The sequence below is a fragment of the Ensifer sp. ENS10 genome (genome assembly GCF_014852025.1).
Classification (GTDB): Bacteria; Pseudomonadota; Alphaproteobacteria; order Rhizobiales; family Rhizobiaceae; genus Ensifer.
The window spans coordinates 724,065-743,118 of record NZ_JACVAS010000001.1 but is presented as its reverse complement, the minus strand read 5'-3'; the positions used below and the strand labels follow the sequence as shown (position 1 = coordinate 743,118).

Here is a 19,054-nt window from a genome sequence, read left to right as displayed (position 1 = left end):
CCGCGTTAGCAGACTGCTAAATTCAAAGCAGATTTTCATCTTCATCAGCTTCTCGATCGGCTTGGTACTCTTTCTCCGAATTTACCAGAGTTGATTTTCGATCCTCGGCCTGCGCCGCCAGCATCTCCTGGACTTTCGTAACCAGATCACCCACTGGAACGGAAACCTGGGCCACGCGCGCCTCGCGCCAGGCCGCATTGTCCTCGATCTCACCCGACAGGCGCTTGCCCTCGATCAGATCCTTGATCTGCACGAGACCGGCGGCGCGTTCGTCGCCACCCTGGATGATCGCCAGCGGCGAGCCGCGGCGGTCGGCATATTTCAGCTGATCGCCAAAATTCTTCTTGTTGCCCTGGTACATCTCAGCGCGGATGCCGGCGTGGCGCAGCTGCTGCACGAAACGCTGGTAGTGTCCCATGCTTTCGATGTCGCGGTCCATGACACAGACGACGACCGGGGCGAGCACTTCCGACGCGCCGAGCTTGCCGAGGTTCTTCAGCGCCGTCATCAGACGGGAAACGCCGATCGAGAAACCGGTGGCCGGCACCGGCTGGCCCATGAAGCGCGACACGAGGCCATCATAGCGGCCGCCGCCGCCAACCGAACCGAAGACGACCTTCTCGCCCTTCTCGTTGGTGACGGCAAACTGCAGCTCGGCCTCGAAGACTGGGCCGGTGTAGTATTCAAGACCGCGCACGACCGAGGGGTCGATCTTGATACGATCGGCCTCGTAGCCGACGCTCAGAACCAGACTGCGGATCGTGTTCAGTTCCTCGACGCCTTCCCCACCCTTGGCCGTACCGGCAACCAGGGCAGCGAGATCGGCGGCGCTTTCGGCATAGTCCTTGATGCCGACGAAGAAGAGCACCTTGTCGATCTGCTCGGCACTCAGGCCGGCGCCCTTGGTGAAGTCGCCGCTCTCATCCTTGCGGCCTTCGCCGAGCAGGAGCCGCACGCCTTCGGTGCCGAACTTGTCAAGCTTGTCGATGGCGCGCAGCACCGTCAGGCGCGCGTTCGCCTTGTCGTCACCGCCGAGACCGATCGCCTCCATGACGCCGTCGAGCACCTTGCGGTTATTGACGCGGATCACGTAGCCGCCGCGCGCGATGCCGAGGGCTTCCATGGTGTCGGCCATCATCATGCACATTTCGGCATCCGCCTGGACGCCGGCGGCACCGACCGTATCGGCGTCGAACTGCATGAACTGGCGGAAGCGGCCCGGACCCGGCTTTTCGTTGCGGAAGACGTAACCGGCACGGTAGGTGCGGAACGGCAGCTGGATCTCGTTGAAATTCTCGGCAACGTGGCGGGCGAGCGGCGCCGTCAGGTCGTAGCGCAGCGACATCCACTGGTCGTCATCGTCCGTCAGCGAGAAGACGCCTTCGTTGGGCCGGTCGCTATCCGGCAGGAACTTGCCGAGCGCGTCGGTATATTCGAACAGCGGCGTTTCGACCGGATCGAAACCATAATGCTCGTAGACCGCCCGGATCTTGCCGATCATTTCGTCGGTCGCACGGATATCGGCGGCGGAGCGATCGACAAAGCCGCGCGGCAGGCGCGCCTTGAGCTTCTGCGGTTTCTTCTGTTTCTCGGTCATGGGAGCATTCCGGACTGTCAGCGTGTTGGCTGCTTTCCCTATCGGATCAAGTGGGGGGCGGCAAGGGTTTGCACCGCGCAAAGCGCGCGTCGCGCTGGTCGTAGCAAGCGATGCGGGGTACTCGGCGCGAGCCGAAGCTGGAGCCGGTCGTCTCGACCTATCGATCGGAACGGGTTGACTTCAACCATAAGGCGCAATAAATCGCCAACAATCACTAAAAGTTTATCGCTCGATCGATCGCCGACGTTTCGATCATGGAGATCATCGGCTATTTTCGGTCCGGCATTTACCCGCAGGTCACTCCGGATGCAATGCGAGCATCGGACCTAATACCCCAACGGCAAAATGGAACGGCGAACCATTTCATCGGGAATGGCGGATTTCTGCGGAGACGTCTCGCCGTCGGCGCGAAGAGAGGGATGGGCATCATGTTGAGATTCATGACACCGGGCTGCGGGGCGATCCGGCCCGGACATCTGGGCGCACATGACAATTGGATGCGGGGCCTCGACGAGGGGACCTACCTCATCGAAGCCTGGCGCTGCGATCTCGAGACCGGCATTTTCCAGCTCGGCCAAAATACCGCCGCCTTGCTCGGCATCTCCGCTCCTTCCTGCGGTGTCATCGATCTGGTGCGCGCTTATGACCGCAAGGATCGCCCAACCGTGCTCAACATACTCGAACAGGCGACCGCCTCGTCATCCTCGTTCTGCTTTACCGCCATGGTGCGCGCGCCGACATCGCAAGCGGCGCAGCTTATCTGCGTCGGGCGGTCCGTGCTCGATACCCCAACCGGCGAGGATCTGCTGCAAGGCGTCTTTGCCTTTCCGCGCGAGCGCGTGATACTCTGCGCTTGAGCGCAAAACTTGAAACCGCAGACCCTTTTCCCTTGGACTGAAGCAGCTCTATGAGGCGCCTCGATGGCGCTCCCTCACCGGGAAACGCCCATCGCCAAGCTGACGACGGGCGCTTCACTCAGGCCACGCGAGCCCTGGGTCTTGCGAGCTTGCCACGCAATTCCTCGACAACCACACGGCAATGGCAGCCTTCGATGTGATCGTTGACGAGGCCCATGGCCTGCATGAAGGCGTAGATCGTCGTCGGGCCGACGAAAGTCCAGCCGCGCTTCTTCAGGTCCTTGGAAATCCGCGTCGAGGTCGGGGTCGTCGGGTTGGCGACGATCGCCTCGTAGGTTACCAGTTTCGGGCGCTCGGCTGCCTGCGGCTCGTAGGACCAGAAATAGCCCGCGAGCGAACCGAATTCCTGCCTGAGTTCCTGGGCGCGACGGGCATTGTTGATGGTCGAGACGATCTTGCCGCGATGGCGCACGATGCCGGTATCGGCAAGGCAGCGCTCGATATCGGTCTCATCGAACATCGCGACCTTGTCGAAATCGAAGCCGGCAAAGGCGGCACGGAATGCCTCGCGCTTGCGCAGGATCGTCAGCCATGACAGGCCGGACTGGAACCCTTCGAGGCAGATCTTCTCGAACAGGCGGCGATCGTCGGTGACCGGACGGCCCCATTCGTCGTCATGATAGCGACGGTAGTCGTCGAGATTGCCCTGCCAGGCGCAGCGCTGAAGTCCGTCCTCGCCGATCACTATGCCCTTGACCGTCATCGCTTTCCTCGCTCCATCCTGTTCATTTCCTTGCCTTTACCATTTGCAAACCAGATTCCTAAAGCGGCGGATAACCCTACCCAAAGCTTTATCGGCGCCTTCGCCTTTTAATGAAGCGCCGTTTACCATTCGGTGGCCCCCCGGGTGACACGATCGCGCCATTGCCAAGGCGCATACCCCCCGCTCGAGCGTCCGGTTCTTCGGCTGTCTGCGCCCCTTGATGAATTTCGGCGAAAGGTAGCGAGTCCGTCCGATGTTGAAAAAATCCCTTCTTTTAGCAGTCTCCCTGCTGACCCTCGTCGCCGCTCCCGCCGTGGCGCAGGATCGGTATCAGAACCGGCCTCCGGTGGTCGTCAGCCCCGACCTCACCGCCCCCTGGGTAATGCAGCTCGGCGTGCAGCAGGCCCGCACGCGGCAGGTCATCTACCGGCAGCAGATTCCGGCAGCCACCCGAAAACAGTATTATCAGGGACAGGTCGCACAGCCGCAGGTCAAGCGCCGCACCATCAACCCGCTGATCCAGCCGGCCAACGCCATGCGCGCCCAGCGGCCGGTCAAGTCGAAATTCGACCCGCAATACCTGCCGCAGACGGTCGCCTATGAGAGCAAGGAAAAGCCGGGCACGATCGTCATCGATACGAACAACCGCTTTCTCTATCTGGTGACTGGCAACGGCGAGGCACGGCGCTATGGCGTCGGCGTCGGCAAGCCGGGGTTCGAATGGGCAGGCGCCCACAAGGTCACCCGCAAGGCGGAGTGGCCGAGCTGGACGCCGCCGCAGGAGATGATCAGCCGCGAGGCCTCCAAGGGCCACTACCTGCCGGCGCGCATGGACGGCGGCCCGGAAAACCCGCTTGGCGCGCGCGCCATGTATCTCGGCTCGACGCTCTATCGAATCCACGGCACCAATGCGCCCTGGACGATTGGCTATGCCGTTTCCTCCGGCTGCATCCGCATGCGCAATGAAGACGTCGTCGACCTTTACGAGCACGTGAAGGTGGGCACGAAGGTTATCGTCATATAATTGGAGCATAGCATAGAATATTCCCTCCCCTTCGCACGTTTTGCTATTGCCTATGCGTGATTTTCAGGCAACAGCAGCATGAACAGATATAAGTTCGGCGGTCCGCCGGCTGTATGGCAGGCTTGAACTTCGGCGCATTTTGCTTAGCCTGCCTGCAACGAGGGTTAGAGGGAATCGTATATGAAGCGTCATGCCAGCAAAGTGGTCGCGATCGCCATCGCGACCAGCACTATTCTTGTCGCCGCCAGCGCCTCGGCTTTCACGCCGACGCCGGCGACAGGCTCCAAGGTCAAATCATCAGACGTTGTACTCGTGGCCACGCCGAAGAAGCCGGCAAAACAATACTGGCGCACCAAGGTTCGCTTCCGCACCGACGAAGCCCCCGGCACGATCATCGTCGATACCAACAACAAGTACCTTTACTACATCGACGGCCCGAACCGCGCGACGCGCTACGGCATCGGTGTCGGCCGCGACGGCTTCGGCTGGTCGGGTGTCGTGAAGGTTGGCCGCAAGGCCGAATGGCCGACCTGGACACCGCCGGCGGAGATGCGCCAGCGCGAGGCTGCCAAGGGCCGCATCCTGCCGGTCACCCAGGAAGGCGGCATCGACAACCCGCTCGGCGCCCGCGCCATGTATCTCTACAAGGGCGGCCGCGACACGATCTTCCGGATCCATGGCACCAACCAGCCCTGGACCATCGGCCAGAACATGTCATCCGGATGCATCCGCATGATGAACGACGACGTGGAACACCTCTACGATCGCGCCGACATCGGCACCAAGGTCATCGTCATCGGCCCCGGCAGCAAAGCCGGCGACACCTATTTCGACGATCGCGGCGTCGACATCTTCCGCCAGATCTTCGGCGGCTGACGGTCATCGACCATGCACAGTTTGAAAGGCCGGTTCCTCACGGAGCCGGCCTTTTGCCTGTCCATCAGAGCCCCTTGGGCTTTGCTCCACCATAGGCCCAGTCGAGCAGTTCGACCGTATGCAGGATGGGGATCGCAGTGCCGCTGGCGATCTGGGTAATGCAGCCGATATTGCCGGTCGCGATCGCATCCGGCTTCGTCGCCTCGATGTTCTTGACCTTGCGCGCCTTCAGTTTCGCCGAGATTTCCGGCTGCAGGATGTTGTAGGTGCCGGCCGAACCGCAGCAGAGGTGGCCTTCGGCCGGATCGCGGACGACGAAGCCAGCACGCTTCAAAAGCTGCTTCGGCGCCACGGTGATCTTCTGGCCATGCTGCATGGAGCAGGCGGAATGATAGGCAAGCGTCATGCCCCTCGCATCCTGTTCCGGCAGGTCCAGGGTAGACAGGTACTCGGTGATGTCTTTTGCCAGCGCCGAGACACGTGCCGCCTTTTCTGCATACTCAGGATCGAGCCGCAGCATGTGGCCGTAGTCCTTGATCGTCGTTCCACAGCCCGAAGCGGTGATGACGATGGCATCGAGCCCGCCCTCGTCTGCGACCTTCAGCCAGGCGTCGACGTTGCGGCGCGCCGCCTCAAGCGCCTGGTTCTCGCGGCCCATGTGGTGCACCAGGGCGCCGCAACAGCCTTCGCCGGCCGAAACAACCACCTCGACACCAAAGCGCGTCAAAAGACGGATCGTCGCCTCGTTGATCTCCGGCTTCAGCACCGGCTGCGCGCATCCGGACAGGAGCGCGACACGACCGACACGTTTTCCCTGCGCCGTGTGGACGCCGGGCATGGCGGAAGTAGAGGGCTGCGGCACAGCGCTTGGCGCGAGATCGAGCATGACGCCGAAGGTCTTCAGCAACGGCATGCGCTTCATCATCCCTGCGAAGGGCCGGGCAAGGCCGGCCGCCTTCAGCGACAGGCGGAAGCGCGCGGGATAGGGCAGCACCGCCGCCAGCACGGAACGCGCCAGTCTGTCCTTAAACGGGCGCCGATAGGTGTTTTCGATGTGGACGCGCGCATGGTCGACCAGATGCATGTAGTCGACGCCGGAGGGACAGGTGGTTGTGCAGGCGAGACAAGAGAGACAGCGGTCGATGTGGGTGACCGTTTCCTTGTCGGCCGCCCTGCCGTTTTCCAGCATGTCCTTGATGAGATAGATGCGCCCGCGCGGACTATCGAGTTCGTCGCCGAGCGTCACATAGGTCGGACAGGTGGCGGTGCAGAAGCCGCAGTGCACGCATTTGCGCAGGATGGCCTCGGATTCGGCCACATGCGGGTCGGCAAGCTGCGCGGGGGTAAAATTGGTCTGCAAACGCGAACTCCACTTTCCGGTTCCGCGGTAACGGGCACTTGCGACGTGCTTCGGTCACCGCGGCATTCTCATTTCAGCATCCTTCGACCGGACCCGGTTTCAGGGTTTGCGCCGTGGTCTACACCATCCAGCTTTCGGGATTGGTGATCGGCTCCTGGCGCGCGGCCCGTTGCAGGCCGACGACGCAGCGCACGACGATCCAGACGGCGGTGGCGATGAAACCGAGAACGCCGATCAACAGCACCGTCAGCAGCAACGATATTACGCCGAACAACAGGGCGATCCAAAAGGTCCGGATCGCCCATTCATAGTGCGTCTGGACCCACGGCGCACCCTTGCCGCGATTGAGATAGGCCATCACCACGCCGATGATCGGAGTGATCCCCACCGCAAAGCCCACGAGATAAAGGACATAGATCACCTGGACATTGATCTTGCCCGGCTCCAGCCAGCGATCAGTCTCGCGGGAAAACGGTGTCTGCGGACCATTATCGCTCATCAACTCCTCCCATGTTCCACCGCCGTCGCCTCAGGAGACCGCAGCCATGCGGCCCGGATTGAAGATCCGGTGCGGATCGAACTTCGCGCGGACGCGCTCGCTCAATTGTGCCACGGCCAAGGGTTGTGGTTCAAACGATGGAATGGCGGCACGATAGCCTTCTTCGGCCTTGACGAGGGTCGCGTGGCCGCCACCGAGAACCTTTATATAACGACGCACGAGTTCCGCTTCGGGGTCGGCCTCCATGCGCAGCCAGACGAGACCGCCCTGCCAGTCATAGAAGGCATCGACGCCGGTCTGCAGCCTGAGCGCCGCCACCAATTGATGGCCGAGCGATGGAGCGACGGAGACGCGCCAGAGCGGCTTCCTGGTGCCGTCGGCATAGGGTTTGACGTCGCGGATCTCGGCCCAGAGCCTCGATGTCCTGATAGCATCGAGCCGGGTCACCGCGCCGAAGCGACCGACCGCATTCGTCAGTTTTTCAGCCCGGAGCGCAACCGATGCCTCCAGTCCTTCGAGCCGCAGTACCGTCGCGGCGCCGTCCGGAAGCCCGCCATCCAGGAACCGCCCGCGCACGCTTTCCGGTAGATGGGCAGCACCCGAAACTTCCACCGTCTGCGCCATCGCCTCGGCCATGATCGCCGCGGCTTCGGCATCGTTGAGCCCGGAGACCACAATGGTCTCGGACGCTGGCGGCAGCGGCAGGACGCGGAAGGTGACTTCGGTGAGGATGCCGAGCGTGCCGTGCGAGCCGGCCAAAAGCTTGACAAGATCCAGGCCGGTGACGTTCTTCATCACCCGTCCGCCGGCCTTGATTGCCTCCCCCTCACCGTTGACGAAGCGAACGCCGAGCAGGCTGTCGCGGGCGGCACCGGCGACATAGCGCCGGGGGCCGGAGGCGTTGGCGGCGAAGACCCCGCCGATCGTCGGCTCGCCCGACGAGGCGAAAATCGGCCGATGGTCCATCGGTTCGAAGGCAAGCATCTGCCGGTTCTCGGCCAGTGCTTCTTCGATCGCGCGCAGCGGCGTCCCCGCAAGCGCGGTGATCGTCATCTCGGCCGGATTGTAGCTGACGATGCCGGACAAGCGGCGCGTCGACAGTACCCGGTCGGCACGCACGGGATTGCCAAGACCCGAGCGCGTGTTGCCGCCGATCAACGCGAGCGAAGCCCTATCGGCCGCCATCGCGCGAACGACGGTCGCAATCCCCTCTTCGCTTGCCGGTTCGAAATGCACGATCATGCGGCGGGACGCCCTTCGAGCGGGAAGACCTTGGACGGGTTCAGGATCCATTGCGGATCGAAGGCGGCCCGTGCCGCCATCTGCTGGTCGAGGTCGATCCGGTTGTACTGGTGTAGCATGAGGTCCCGCTTTTCGATGCCCACGCCGTGCTCGCCCGTCAGGCAACCGCCGGCGTCAACACAGAGCTTGAGGATATCGTTGCCGGCGGCTTCGGCGCGCGCCGCATCCTCCGGGTCGTTGATGTTGTAGAGGATCAGCGGATGCATGTTGCCGTCGCCGGCGTGGAAGACATTGGCGACGCGCAGGCCGTAGCTCGCAACGATCTCACCGGTGCGACGCAGCACATGCGAAAGCTGGCTGAGCGGCACCGTACCGTCCATGCAGATATAATCGGCGATGCGGCCGGTGGCGCCGAAGGCGGATTTCCGGCCTTTCCAGATCGCAGCCGCTTCCATGGCCGACTGGCACTCTTTGATCGTCGCCACCCCATGACGGCGCGCGACCGCAACGATACCGGCAAGCGTCGCATCCATTTCCGGCTCGGAGCCTTCGACTTCGACGATCAACAGCGCTTCGACATCGAGCGGATAGCCGGCATGGGCGAAGGCTTCGCAGATCTCGATCGCCGGCTTGTCCATGAACTCGATCGCGACGGGGATGATACCGGAGCCGATGACATCGGCGACGCAAGCGCCGGCCGCTTCGGAAGAGGCAAAGCCGAAGAGCACGGGACGGGCACCCTCCGGCTTGGCGATCAACCGCACCGTCGCTTCGGTGACGATGCCGAGCTGCCCCTCGGAACCGCAGACGAGGCCGAGCAGATCGTAGCCCACCGAATCCAGCGCCTTGCCGCCGAGCTCGATAACCGTGCCATCGAACAGCACCATCTTCACGCCGAGCAGATTGTTGGTGGTAACGCCATATTTCAGGCAATGGGCGCCGCCGGAATTCATGCCGATGTTACCGCCGATCGTGCAGGCAAGCTGCGAACTCGGGTCCGGCGCATAGAAGAAACCGTCGGCGGAAACCGCCTCGGAAATATTGAGATTGGTGACGCCTGCCTGAACCGTCGCGGCGCGATTGAAGAGGTCGATATCGAGTATGCGCGACATCTTCGAAAGGCCGATGACGACCGCATCCTCCTGCGGGATGGCACCGCCCGAAAGCGAGGTTCCGGCGCCGCGCGGCACGACCGGGATGCCATAGCGGCTGCAATATTTGAGAAGGGCTGCGACCTGCTCGGTCGTCTCCGGCAGCGCGACGGCAAGCGGCATGCGACGATAGGCGATAAAGGCATCTGTCTCGAAGGGCTTCAGCCCGCGCTCGTCGCTGATCAGGCAGCCCTCGGGCAACAGGTCGGCGAGGTCGGCGACGATCTCGCGGCGCCGGGCGATAACAGCCTGTTTCGGTTGCAGAAAACCGATCGTCTCCGCCATCAGTTTCTCCCGCCGCATGTAAATTGGTCTATTTTCTTTACCACTAGGCTAGAGTCCCTGCAAATGCTATTGAGCTTTTCCGTTTTGGAAATAATGGCAACGATTGATGACGAATTTAGGCGATCTTGAGATTTTTGCACGGGTCGTTTCCACCGGCAGTATGTCGGCAGCGGGGCGGGCGCTGGGGTTTTCCCCAGCTGTGATCTCCAAGCGCATCAAGAGGCTCGAAGATCGCCTCGGAACGCGGCTGTTGCAGCGCACGACACGCCAGATCTCTCTGACCGAAGCCGGCCAGGGGTTCTACGATCGCGTACTTGGCATTCTCTCGGGCATCGAGGAGGCCGAGGCCTATGCCTCCGGACGCTCATCGCATGCGCTCGGCGTGCTCAGAATTTCAGCGCCAACTTCCTTCGGCCGGATGCACATCGCGCCGCATCTGACGAAGTTCATGAAGGACCATCCGGACCTGAAACTGCACATCGTGCTGACGGACGAATTCACGGATATCGTCGCGGAAGGCTTCGACATGGCGGTCAGGATCGGCGAATTGGTAGACTCATCCCTGGTGGCAAGGAAGCTTGCGCCGGTGCGGCGGCTTCTCTGCGCCTCGCCGGAATACATCGCCCGCAATGGCGAACCGAAGGAGATCGGCGACCTCGCAGACCATCTCTGCCTGCCGGCGCACAACAACGACAACTGGAAGCTCGAAGGGCCGGAAGGCGCGCTGGTCTGGCACCCGGAGGGGCCGCTCGTGACCAATTCCTCCGAGATCGTGCGCGCCGCCGTCATCGCCGGCGCGGGCATTGCGCTGCGCTCCACCTGGGACATCGGCCCGGAATTGCGCAGCGGCCAGCTGGTACAGGTGCTGCCGCAATGGGAGGGTTCGAAGCAACTGACGCTCTCGGCCGTTTACCCGAGCCGGCAGTTCCTGCCGGCCAAGGTGCGCCTTTTCATCGACTACCTGGCCGGGCTTTACGGGCCGATCCCCTATTGGGAGCAGTAGTTTTGTTTCTGGCAACTCCGGACGCAAAACCGCTGCACACTTTGCTGGAATTGCCTGTTTCTCGCAATTCCGGACGTATGACCGCTGCACACTTTTGCTGGAATTGCTTGTTTCTCGCAATTCCCGACGCAAAACCGCTGCACACTTTTGTTGGAATTGCTTACTTGTGCTCACCTTCCTCGTGATGGCGGCGGATGCGGCGCACGATCAGCCAGACGCCGGCAACGGCGAAGGGAACGGCAAGGCCAGTCAAGAGGCCCGGATCGATCGGCAGCTCGTGGCTGACGGCCTTGGCGAGATAGCCGAACAGGCCAACGACGTAGTAGGAAATGGCGGCGACCGACAGGCCTTCGACGGTCTGCTGCAGGCGTAGCTGCAGCTTGGCGCGCCGGTCCATCGAGTTCAAAAGCGCGCTGTTCTGCCGTTCGAGCTCAACATCGACCCAGCTTCTGAGAAGAGCGGTGGCGCGGGCGAGCTTGCGCGACAGGTTGGCCTGGCGCTCCTCGACCGACTGGCAGGTGCGCATCGCCGGCGCGAGGCGTCGTTCGAGGAAGGTACCGATGGTCTCGTAGCCCGGAAGCGGCGTCTCGGAGAGCGTGCGAATGCGCTCCTGCACGATGCCGTAATAGGCGCGGCTGGCGCCGAAGCGATAGAGGCTGAGCGCGGCACCCGCCTCGAGGTCGGCGGCAAGCCGGGTGATCTCGGCCAGCATGTCGTCGGCCTCCTCGCGCACATTTTCCTTCATGCGCTGGGTGATTCCGGTCAAGCCATCCTCGGTCCGGCGGATCTCCGGCGACAGCGACTGGGCGAGCGGCAGGCCCATCATCGCCAGTGTCCGGTAGGTCTCGATATCGAGCAGGCGCTGAATGAGCGCGCCGGTGCCTGCCTCGGTCATGCCACGGTCGATGACCAGTATCTGGGTCAGGCCGTCGCCGTTCTGGCGGAAGTCGGTGACGATTACCGCCTGGCCGTTCTTGGTTTCGCTGTAGCAGAGGCTCGTCGGATCGAAGAGCCCGATCGCGTCACGGGTTTCGGGCGTGTCCGGCCGGATCTCCAGGCGGATGCCCGAGATCAGCGAGCCCGGCGGCGAAAAGCCGTCGCCGAAGGGATGGATCGGCACCTCGCCGCCGAACTGCTCCGGCGGCGGCGCATCCCAGAAGTAGGTGGAGAACTCGGTGTGACGCTCCCAACGCAACGTGCCCTGCCCCCAGGGCATTGCATGATGGTTCGCGTCCCGCCCCGGCGGTGCGATGCCGCGTGCGCGCGACAGCTCCGACAACACGGCATGATCGACGATCGAGCCGCCATCCGTCAGGAAGGCGAGCTGAAAGATCACCCGCGGCGTGGTGACCAGCGCATAGGGGCGCGAATGAACCTCGCCCAAGGCCAAGGCGCGCATCGGCGCCACCGGAAATGCAAAACTACCCTTTGCCATGAAGCGCTCTTGTCCCCCTCACGCGTTCATCACGACTCTCTTATCAATCGAACGAGCAAAAGAAAAAGGACGCATTGCCGCAGTTTGACTTTTGTCAGCCGCACAAAGTGGACAAGCAAATTGACCACTTGCCGCCGGCTGCCTAGATTGCGGCGCAGAGCGGTGCGAGCAACCTAGGCCGGATTTCCGTCCCCTCCCGCTCTAACCTATGAGAATCATGATCAATTTTGGGCCGAAAAGACCGAAATTCATCGTGATCCGGGAGACCAAGACGTGACCGACGACCAGATCGACCTCTTCGCCCGCATCAGCCACAGCCGCACGGCGGACGAAGTCGTGCATCAGATCGAGCTCCTTATCCTCGAAGGCGTGCTGCGCGACGGCGATCGTTTACCGGGCGAAAGGGAGCTTTCCAAACGCTTCGACGTATCGAGGCCGATCCTGCGCGAGGCGCTCAAGGAACTCGAAGGACGCGGCCTGGTCGAAAGCCACCATGGCGGCGGCACCTTCGTCGCCGATGTCGTAGGGAAGATTTTCTCCAGGCCGCTGATCGACCTGATTGCCCGTCATCACAAGGCGACCCAGGATTATCTCGAATACCGGCGCGAGCTGGAGGGCCTGACCGCAGAACTGGCCGCCACCCGCGCCACGGATTTCGACCGGGACATCCTGACCAGGATCATCGAGCGCATGCGTACAGCGCACGCCGCCGGCGACTTCGAGGCGGAGCTCGAGGCCGATATCGAGCTGCACCAGGCAATCGGTGAGAGCGCCCACAACATCATCCTGATGCATACGCTGCGCGCCTGTTATCGGCTGCTTCAGCAGGGCATCTTCTTTCACCGCAACTCGGTTTTCGATGCACCGGGCGCGCGCGATCGGCTGCTTGGCCAGCACGAGGCGATCTACGACGCGATCATGGCGAGGGATCCGGCGAAAGCAAAGGCCGCGTCGCAGAACCATATCGACTTCGTTGCCGCCGCAACCCGCGAGGCGGAGCGCACCGGCGAATGGAACCGTATCGCCCGCCTGCGCTTGCAGCAGCGCGACCGCGCGAACTGACGGAGCAGGCCTACGCCCACTTGCCCGCGATTGGCAAACCGACGCGGAAACACCATATTCTGTCGTATCTGAACCACAGTTCAGCGGAAAGCTGACTGCATATCCGGCTGCCCAATTGCCGTAACATTTACACGCAACAGGACGCTGCCATACTCGCTTTGACAGAAAACAAGAACACTGATTCGCTGAGAGGAGCGCTGACGACCTTGAACTTCTTGAACAGACTCACATCCGATGTCCAATTGATGCTGCGCCGCCCGGCGCGCATGCAATATGCCGCGCTCTGCTATCGGATCCGCAAGAAGACCAAGGCCCTCGAAATCCTCATGATCACCAGCCGTGACACCGGCCGCTGGGTCATTCCCAAGGGATGGCCGATGCAGGGCAAGCGCGCCCACGAGGTGGCCGAGCGGGAGGCCTATGAAGAGGCCGGCGTCAAAGGGCATGTGCAGAAGTCGACGATCGGATACTATCTTTACCAGAAGCGCATGGACCATGGCCTGAAGATCTCGGTCAAGGTGCAGGTTCATGCCCTCGAAGTCGACGACCTCTGCAAGCACTTCCCCGAGGAAGGCCGCAGGCAGCTCGAATGGGTCGACTACAAGGAGGCTGCTTCACGGGTGGCAGAGCCGTCGCTGAAGGACCTCATTCTCGCCTTCGGCGAACGCATGGCAGCACCGTCTGCGCCGATGCCGAAGGCTGCGATCGGCTAGCCTTCGAGATGATCCTCAGGGGCATCCAATGCCCTGAATACGGGTTCCCGGCGCGCGCAACGCCAATGTCCATCAAATCCACTTGAAAGCGTGTTGCAGTGGCCTTAGTGGCCATTGTGACAATGGAGTTCCAGGCAGTGGCACAGCCGCGCTTACGCCTCGCAAAACAGACGCTCGACAAAGACCTCGACAAGCTCAGTCTTGCCGAAGAGGCGTCGCAGCATGTCCGCCGCAGCCTGGCGGCGCCGGCGCTCGCCGGCCTATTTCTGCTGCTCAGCATGGCCTTTGCCGCGAGTTTCGTGACCCATTCCGCGAGCGCGCCGATCATCATCGCCGCGGCAGCGATCGCCGGCTACATGGCCATGAACATCGGCGCCAACGACGTGACCAACAACGTTGGTGCGGCCGTCGGCGCCAAAGCGATGTCGATGGCGACGGCGCTCATCATCGCTGCCATCTTCGAGATCGCCGGCGCGATGCTTGCCGGGCGCGAGGTCGCGCTGACGATCGAAGCAGGCATCGTCTACGGCGAAGATGTGCTCGGCCCGCAAGCGATCATCTGGATCATGATGTCGGCACTCGCTTCGGCTGCGGCCTGGATCAATATCGCCACCTATTCAGGGGCGCCTGTATCCACCACACACTCGATCATCGGCGGCATCGTCGGCGCCGGCATTGCCGCGGCCGGTTTTTCCAGCGTCCAATGGTGGTCGCTTGCCGGCATCACTTTGAGCTGGTCGGTCTCGCCGCTTCTCGGCGGCGCAATTGCCGCCGCATTCCTCGCCTTCCTCAAGGAATTCATCATCTACCGCGAGGACAAGATCGCTGCCGCAAGGCGATGGATGCCGGTCATTCTCAGTGTCACCGCGGGCTGCTTCACCGCATACCTCGCGGAGATTGCCCTAGTTCAGGTTGCGGCAATCTCTTTGCCAACAGGACTCAGCCTGGGCGTCATCATCGGTACTGCCGTCTATTTCCTGACCAAGCCGTGGATCTACAAACAGTCAGAGGGGCTGGACAACCGCAACCAGTCACTTCGCAAACTATTTCGCGCGCCGCTCATTCTGGCTGCAGCACTTCTCTCCTTCGCGCATGGCGCCAACGACGTCTCCAACGCAATCGGCCCGTTATCCGCGATCGTTTCGGCCCTGGACGGCGTCATCACCACGGAGAAATCGCCGGCTCCCTTGTGGGAACTGGCGATCGGCGCGCTCGGCATTTCGATCGGTCTTCTGCTCTATGGCCCGAAGCTTATCCGCGTCGTCGGTCAGGAAATCACCAAGCTCAATCCGATGCGCGCCTTCTGCGTCGCGCTCGCCACCGCGGTCACGGTGCTTTTGGCATCGGCGCTCGGACTGCCGATCAGTTCGACCCACACGGCCGTTGGTGCCGTCTTCGGCGTCGGCTTCTTCCGTGAATGGTACATCCGCAATTCCAAGCGTCGCCTACAATATGTCCGACAGCGCACAGGGCAGGCCGACTTCATGGAAACGGAAGAAACCAACTTCGCCGAAGTCCGGCGCCGGCGCCTTGTACGCCGTTCGCATTTCCTGACGATCGTCGGCGCCTGGGTCATCACCGTTCCCGCCTCGGCCGCGCTATCGGCCGTCCTCTACCTCATCCTCTCCAGCATTTTCATGTGAAGGCCCCGATATGCGCGCCAATTTTCGCATGCAGCGACTGTTCGTCGAACATACCCTCAATGCGGGCTCCGCCCACGAGGCGACCAAGGAGCAGTTCAACTACCTGGTCAACGTTCTTCGCTATGAGGAAGGCTCCTCGATCCTCGTCTTCAACGGACGTGACGGCGAGTGGCGTGCGGAACTCTCCTTCGCCAGCAAGAAGAAGCTGGTGCTGACCGCTGTCGAGCAGACGCGCCCGCAGCCCGAACCTTGCGATCTTGTCTATCTTTTCGCGCCGCTGAAGGTCGGCAGGCTCGACTATCTCGTGCAGAAGGCCGTCGAAATGGGCGCAGGCGTGCTGCAGCCGGTCATGACGCAGCATGTGCAGGGCAAGCTCGGCAGCATCGAGCGCGTGCGCGCCAACGTCATCGAGGCGGCCGAACAATGCGGCGTGCTCGGCATTCCCGATGTCGAGGAGCCGCGACGACTGGAGGACGTGCTGGCCACCTGGCCCACCGACCGACGCATCATCTTCTGCGACGAAGGCAGCGACAGCCAGAACCCGTTGCCAATTCTCGCCGCCGTCAAGGAGAAGAAACTCGCTTTGCTGATCGGTCCGGAAGGCGGTTTCTCCGAGACAGAGCGAACGTTGCTGCGCAGCCTCGATTTCGTCAGCAGCATTCCGCTTGGACCGCGGATCCTCAGGGCCGACACCGCCGCTGTCGCAGCCATGGCGGTCATCCAGGCGACTGTCGGCGACTGGCGATAGCCGGTCGCTCCGCAGCAAACCGGGAGCCGCTCGTTCTCCTAGAAGATGGCTCCTAGAAGAAGGGGACCTCTCAACACAGGGTATGGCTGGGTCGACGATACCCAGTTCCACGGAGCTTGCTCCAGCGCAAGCAATCGTCCTACTTTTTTTGATGAGATCTTGAAAGAAATTGACTTGCACCGCACCTGAATACGGTTCAAGCAGCCTTCATCAACTCCCGCTATCCAGTGGGAGCCGCCCAAACAAAAGAAGACGCTCATGGCCCGAGATACCACCGACCAGACGCCGGTAACCTCTGTCGCTGACCTGACCGCCTATCTGGCAGAAGGTTCGAAACCGGAGGAGCGGTTCCGGATCGGCACGGAGCACGAAAAGTTCGCCTTCTTTAAGGCGGACAACAGCCCCGTCCCCTATTTCGGCGAGGCCAGCATCCAGGCGCTTCTGAATGGAATGGCCGCAAAGAGCGGCTGGGAACCGATCGTCGACCAAGGCAACATCATCGGCCTTGCCGAGCAGTCGGGCAATGGCGCGATCTCGCTGGAGCCGGGCGGCCAGTTCGAGCTTTCCGGAGCGCCGCTCGAAAACCTGCACCAGACCTGCAAGGAATCGAACCAGCATTTGGCGGTTCTGCGCGAAGTCGCCGAACCGCTCGGCATCCGTTTCCTCGGCATCGGCGGCAGCCCGAAGTGGACCTTCGCCGAGACACCGCGCATGCCGAAATCGCGCTATGGCATCATGAGCCGCTACATGCCCAAGGTCGGCACCAGGGGCCTCGACATGATGTACCGCACCTGCACGATCCAGGTGAATCTCGACTTTTCCTCCGAAGAGGACATGCGCCGCAAGATGCAGGTGTCCTTGAAGCTGCAGCCGCTTTCGACGGCGCTGTTTGCGAGCTCGCCCTTTACCGACGGTAAGCCGAACGGGCTGCTCTCCTGGCGCGGCGATATCTGGCGCGACACCGACAACCAGCGCGCCGGCCTGCTGCCCTCCGCCTTCCGTCCGGATTTCGGCTTTGCCGACTATGTCGAATGGGCGCTCGACGTGCCGATGTATTTCGTCGTGCGCGACGGCCACTACCATGACTGTACCCACGTCACCTTCCGCCAGTTCATGGGCGGCGCGCTGAAGGGCGAGATCGCCGACTGGCAGCCGAACATGGGCGACTGGACCAACCATCTTTCGACGCTGTTCCCCGACGTTCGGCTGAAGCGCTTCCTCGAAATGCGCGGCGCCGACGGCGGCCCGTGGCGGCGGATCTGTGCGCTGCCGGCCTTCTGGGTCGGCCTGCTCTATGATCGCGAAGCGCTCGATGCCGCCGAGACCCTGACCCGCGACTGGACCCTCGAAGAGGTGAGCGCGATGCGCGACGCCGTGCCCGTACAGGCGCTCGCGACAAAATTCCGCACAGGCAACCTCTACGACATTGCCCGTGAGGTCATCGCCATTTCGCGCGGCGGCCTGAAGCGCCGCAACCGGCTGAACGGCGACGGCGTCGACGAAAGCCAGTTCCTCGCGCCGCTCGACGAGGTGCTCGCCAAGAAGGTGACGCTCGCCGAAGATCTGCTGGCACTCTACAATGGTCGCTGGAACGGCTCGGTCGATCCGGTTTTCGCCGAATACCAATATTGAGGCGCCCGCCAGGCGCCCTTAAAAAGCGGTTTCCAGCCCCCGATTTCCCGTTATAGTGCAAGGATATGCGTCGCTTACAGCGCCGCGCGTCGAGATGCCGAAGGGGAACTGGGATGGCACCGCTTTTTGACATGTTCGCACAGGCCCAGAATGGTAAGGCCATCGAACTGATGGCTCAACAATTCGGCCTCGCCCAGGAGCAAATGACGAAGGCGACGGCAGCGTTGCTGCCCGCCTTCTCGGCCGCCTTCAAGCGCAACACCGCCAATCCATATGATTTCGGCGCGTTGCTCACGGCGCTCGGCAGCGGCAACTACGCCAAATACTTCGAAGACATGAGCCAGGCCTTCACGCCACAGGGCATGGTCGACGGCAACGGTGTTCTCGGACAGCTGTTCGGATCGAAGGAAATGTCGCGCGCGATCGCCGCGCAGGCCGCGCAGGTCACCGGCATCAGCCAGGAGATCTACAAGCAGATGCTGCCGGTCATGGCAGATACGCTGATGGGCGGGCTGTTCAAGCAGACGACCGGGCAATTCGCCGCCGCAAGCGACGCCTTCGCCAACAACCCAATGGCAGCGGCGATGCGCCAATGGATGGAAGCGGCCGGCTTTGCCAAGAAGCCGGAGCCGCAGCCGAACCCCTTCGACAACCCCTTCACGCAGGCGATGCAGGGCTTCTTCGGCATGGCCAAGAAAGAGGAGAAGGCCAAGACCTCAGACGTCTTTGCCGACAACCCCTTCGTCAAGGCATTTCAGGACATGATGCAGGCGGGCGCCGCCGGCGCGCAGAAGCCCGCACCGGACAATCCGGCCCTTGCCCAGCTCTCCCAGGTGATGAACAGCATGTTCGACACCGGGCTGGAAATGCAGAAGGAATATCAGAAGAACGTCGAGTCGCTGTTCGACATCTACAAGACCGGGCCTGGCACAAAGAGCTGAAACGCCCCTTCCCTATCCATACCCCGTTGGTCGGCGCAACCTTCTGCGCCTGCCAGAGTGTGCGCTTGCCTGAGCAAATCTCAAAAGAAAAAGGCCCGGTACATGTCTTGGTCATGTACCGGGCCAAGCGGCAGGGTCTATTGGCTCTACCCTGCGGGGAACGTTTGGGCGCGCGACCTCTAACGATCAGCAGCGCCGAACTCTGAAATTCGCAGCATGATCC

17 protein-coding genes are annotated in these 19,054 nt (G+C 62.2%); 10 read left to right on the top strand and 7 right to left on the bottom strand.

All coding sequences use genetic code 11. The features are described from left to right. Positions 1-22: 22 nt before the first annotated feature. Positions 23-1,597: a histidine--tRNA ligase gene (hisS, locus tag IB265_RS03615; RefSeq protein WP_246805865.1), complete on the bottom strand. Its 1,575-nt coding sequence runs from the start codon at positions 1,595-1,597 to the stop codon at positions 23-25. 254 nt (positions 1,598-1,851) lie between these two features. Here hisS and IB265_RS03610 point away from each other — a divergent pair, with 254 nt between their 5' ends. Then, positions 1,852-2,454: a hypothetical protein gene (locus IB265_RS03610; RefSeq protein WP_244495599.1), complete on the top strand. Its 603-nt coding sequence runs from the start codon at positions 1,852-1,854 to the stop codon at positions 2,452-2,454. 118 nt (positions 2,455-2,572) lie between these two features. Here IB265_RS03610 and IB265_RS03605 read toward each other — a convergent pair whose 3' ends face one another. Beyond that, positions 2,573-3,217 (bottom strand): DNA-3-methyladenine glycosylase I, encoded by a 645-nt coding sequence (locus IB265_RS03605; protein WP_057250891.1) that lies wholly within the window; start codon positions 3,215-3,217, stop codon positions 2,573-2,575. Between the two features lie 253 nt (positions 3,218-3,470). Here IB265_RS03605 and IB265_RS03600 point away from each other — a divergent pair, with 253 nt between their 5' ends. Together IB265_RS03600 and IB265_RS03595 are read left to right on the top strand one after the other, a co-directional pair. Further along, complete coding sequence (locus tag IB265_RS03600; protein WP_057250893.1) at positions 3,471-4,241, top strand: L,D-transpeptidase; 771 nt, start codon at positions 3,471-3,473, stop codon at positions 4,239-4,241. A 180-nt stretch (positions 4,242-4,421) separates the two neighbouring features. Next, positions 4,422-5,117 carry a L,D-transpeptidase gene (locus IB265_RS03595; RefSeq protein WP_057250895.1) on the top strand — a complete coding sequence of 232 codons (696 nt, stop codon included), beginning with the start codon at positions 4,422-4,424 and terminating at the stop codon, positions 5,115-5,117. 64 nt (positions 5,118-5,181) lie between these two features. Here the strand turns inward: IB265_RS03595 and glcF are convergent, their stop codons facing one another. The 4 genes from glcF to IB265_RS03575 form a co-directional block, all read right to left on the bottom strand. After that, a complete protein-coding gene (glcF, locus tag IB265_RS03590) occupies positions 5,182-6,477 on the bottom strand; it encodes a glycolate oxidase subunit GlcF (protein ID WP_057250896.1) in 1,296 nt (431 codons plus the stop codon). Positions 6,478-6,595: 118 nt separating this feature from the next. Then, entirely contained in the window at positions 6,596-6,976 is a 381-nt protein-coding gene (locus IB265_RS03585; protein ID WP_057250898.1) for a hypothetical protein, read from the bottom strand. Between the two features lie 30 nt (positions 6,977-7,006). Next, on the bottom strand, positions 7,007-8,218 hold the full coding sequence (gene glcE / locus IB265_RS03580) for a glycolate oxidase subunit GlcE (protein ID WP_057250900.1): 1,212 nt from the start codon (positions 8,216-8,218) through the stop codon (positions 7,007-7,009). Continuing rightward, positions 8,215-9,654, bottom strand: a complete 1,440-nt coding sequence (locus IB265_RS03575; protein ID WP_057250902.1) for an FAD-linked oxidase C-terminal domain-containing protein — start codon at positions 9,652-9,654, stop codon at positions 8,215-8,217. The genes glcE and IB265_RS03575 overlap by 4 nt, the downstream gene beginning before the upstream one ends. A 106-nt stretch (positions 9,655-9,760) precedes the next feature. On the opposite strand from IB265_RS03575, the gene IB265_RS03570 reads away from it, so the two are divergent. Continuing rightward, positions 9,761-10,657 carry a LysR family transcriptional regulator gene (locus tag IB265_RS03570; RefSeq protein ID WP_057250904.1) on the top strand — a complete coding sequence of 299 codons (897 nt, stop codon included), beginning with the start codon at positions 9,761-9,763 and terminating at the stop codon, positions 10,655-10,657. A gap of 160 nt (positions 10,658-10,817) precedes the next feature. Here IB265_RS03570 and IB265_RS03565 read toward each other — a convergent pair whose 3' ends face one another. Continuing rightward, positions 10,818-12,092, bottom strand: a complete 1,275-nt coding sequence (locus IB265_RS03565; protein WP_057250905.1) for a DUF3422 family protein — start codon at positions 12,090-12,092, stop codon at positions 10,818-10,820. A 273-nt stretch (positions 12,093-12,365) separates the two neighbouring features. On the opposite strand from IB265_RS03565, the gene IB265_RS03560 reads away from it, so the two are divergent. From IB265_RS03560 to IB265_RS03535, 6 genes are all read left to right on the top strand, one after another. Beyond that, entirely contained in the window at positions 12,366-13,154 is a 789-nt protein-coding gene (locus tag IB265_RS03560) for a FadR/GntR family transcriptional regulator (protein ID WP_082615829.1), read from the top strand. 206 nt (positions 13,155-13,360) lie between these two features. Next, positions 13,361-13,867, top strand: coding sequence for an NUDIX hydrolase (locus tag IB265_RS03555; RefSeq protein WP_057251102.1), 507 nt, complete (start codon positions 13,361-13,363; stop codon positions 13,865-13,867). 137 nt (positions 13,868-14,004) lie between these two features. Then, positions 14,005-15,510 (top strand): inorganic phosphate transporter, encoded by a 1,506-nt coding sequence (locus IB265_RS03550; RefSeq protein ID WP_057251103.1) that lies wholly within the window; start codon positions 14,005-14,007, stop codon positions 15,508-15,510. A 10-nt stretch (positions 15,511-15,520) separates the two neighbouring features. Further along, positions 15,521-16,258, top strand: coding sequence for a 16S rRNA (uracil(1498)-N(3))-methyltransferase (locus tag IB265_RS03545; RefSeq protein ID WP_057250909.1), 738 nt, complete (start codon positions 15,521-15,523; stop codon positions 16,256-16,258). Between the two features lie 258 nt (positions 16,259-16,516). Then, on the top strand, positions 16,517-17,890 hold the full coding sequence (locus tag IB265_RS03540) for a glutamate--cysteine ligase (RefSeq protein WP_057250911.1): 1,374 nt from the start codon (positions 16,517-16,519) through the stop codon (positions 17,888-17,890). A gap of 113 nt (positions 17,891-18,003) precedes the next feature. Next, complete coding sequence (locus IB265_RS03535; RefSeq protein ID WP_057250913.1) at positions 18,004-18,831, top strand: DUF937 domain-containing protein; 828 nt, start codon at positions 18,004-18,006, stop codon at positions 18,829-18,831. Positions 18,832-19,054 lie beyond the last annotated feature (223 nt).

Bases quoted from the DNA above. Each gene is read 5' to 3' on its own strand.
- IB265_RS03585 (WP_057250898.1), bottom strand. From the start codon at position 6,976: ATGAGCGATAATGGTCCGCAGACACCGTTTTCCCGCGAGACTGATCGC.
- IB265_RS03610 (WP_244495599.1), top strand. From the start codon at position 1,852: ATGGAGATCATCGGCTATTTTCGGTCCGGCATTTACCCGCAGGTCACT.
- IB265_RS03535 (WP_057250913.1), top strand. From the start codon at position 18,004: ATGGCACCGCTTTTTGACATGTTCGCACAGGCCCAGAATGGTAAGGCC.
- IB265_RS03545 (WP_057250909.1), top strand. From the start codon at position 15,521: ATGCGCGCCAATTTTCGCATGCAGCGACTGTTCGTCGAACATACCCTC.
- IB265_RS03605 (WP_057250891.1), bottom strand. From the start codon at position 3,217: ATGACGGTCAAGGGCATAGTGATCGGCGAGGACGGACTTCAGCGCTGC.
- glcE (WP_057250900.1), bottom strand. From the start codon at position 8,218: ATGATCGTGCATTTCGAACCGGCAAGCGAAGAGGGGATTGCGACCGTC.
- hisS (WP_246805865.1), bottom strand. From the start codon at position 1,597: ATGACCGAGAAACAGAAGAAACCGCAGAAGCTCAAGGCGCGCCTGCCG.
- IB265_RS03575 (WP_057250902.1), bottom strand. From the start codon at position 9,654: ATGGCGGAGACGATCGGTTTTCTGCAACCGAAACAGGCTGTTATCGCC.
- IB265_RS03595 (WP_057250895.1), top strand. From the start codon at position 4,422: ATGAAGCGTCATGCCAGCAAAGTGGTCGCGATCGCCATCGCGACCAGC.
- IB265_RS03565 (WP_057250905.1), bottom strand. From the start codon at position 12,092: ATGGCAAAGGGTAGTTTTGCATTTCCGGTGGCGCCGATGCGCGCCTTG.
- IB265_RS03570 (WP_057250904.1), top strand. From the start codon at position 9,761: ATGACGAATTTAGGCGATCTTGAGATTTTTGCACGGGTCGTTTCCACC.
- IB265_RS03600 (WP_057250893.1), top strand. From the start codon at position 3,471: ATGTTGAAAAAATCCCTTCTTTTAGCAGTCTCCCTGCTGACCCTCGTC.
- IB265_RS03540 (WP_057250911.1), top strand. From the start codon at position 16,517: ATGGCCCGAGATACCACCGACCAGACGCCGGTAACCTCTGTCGCTGAC.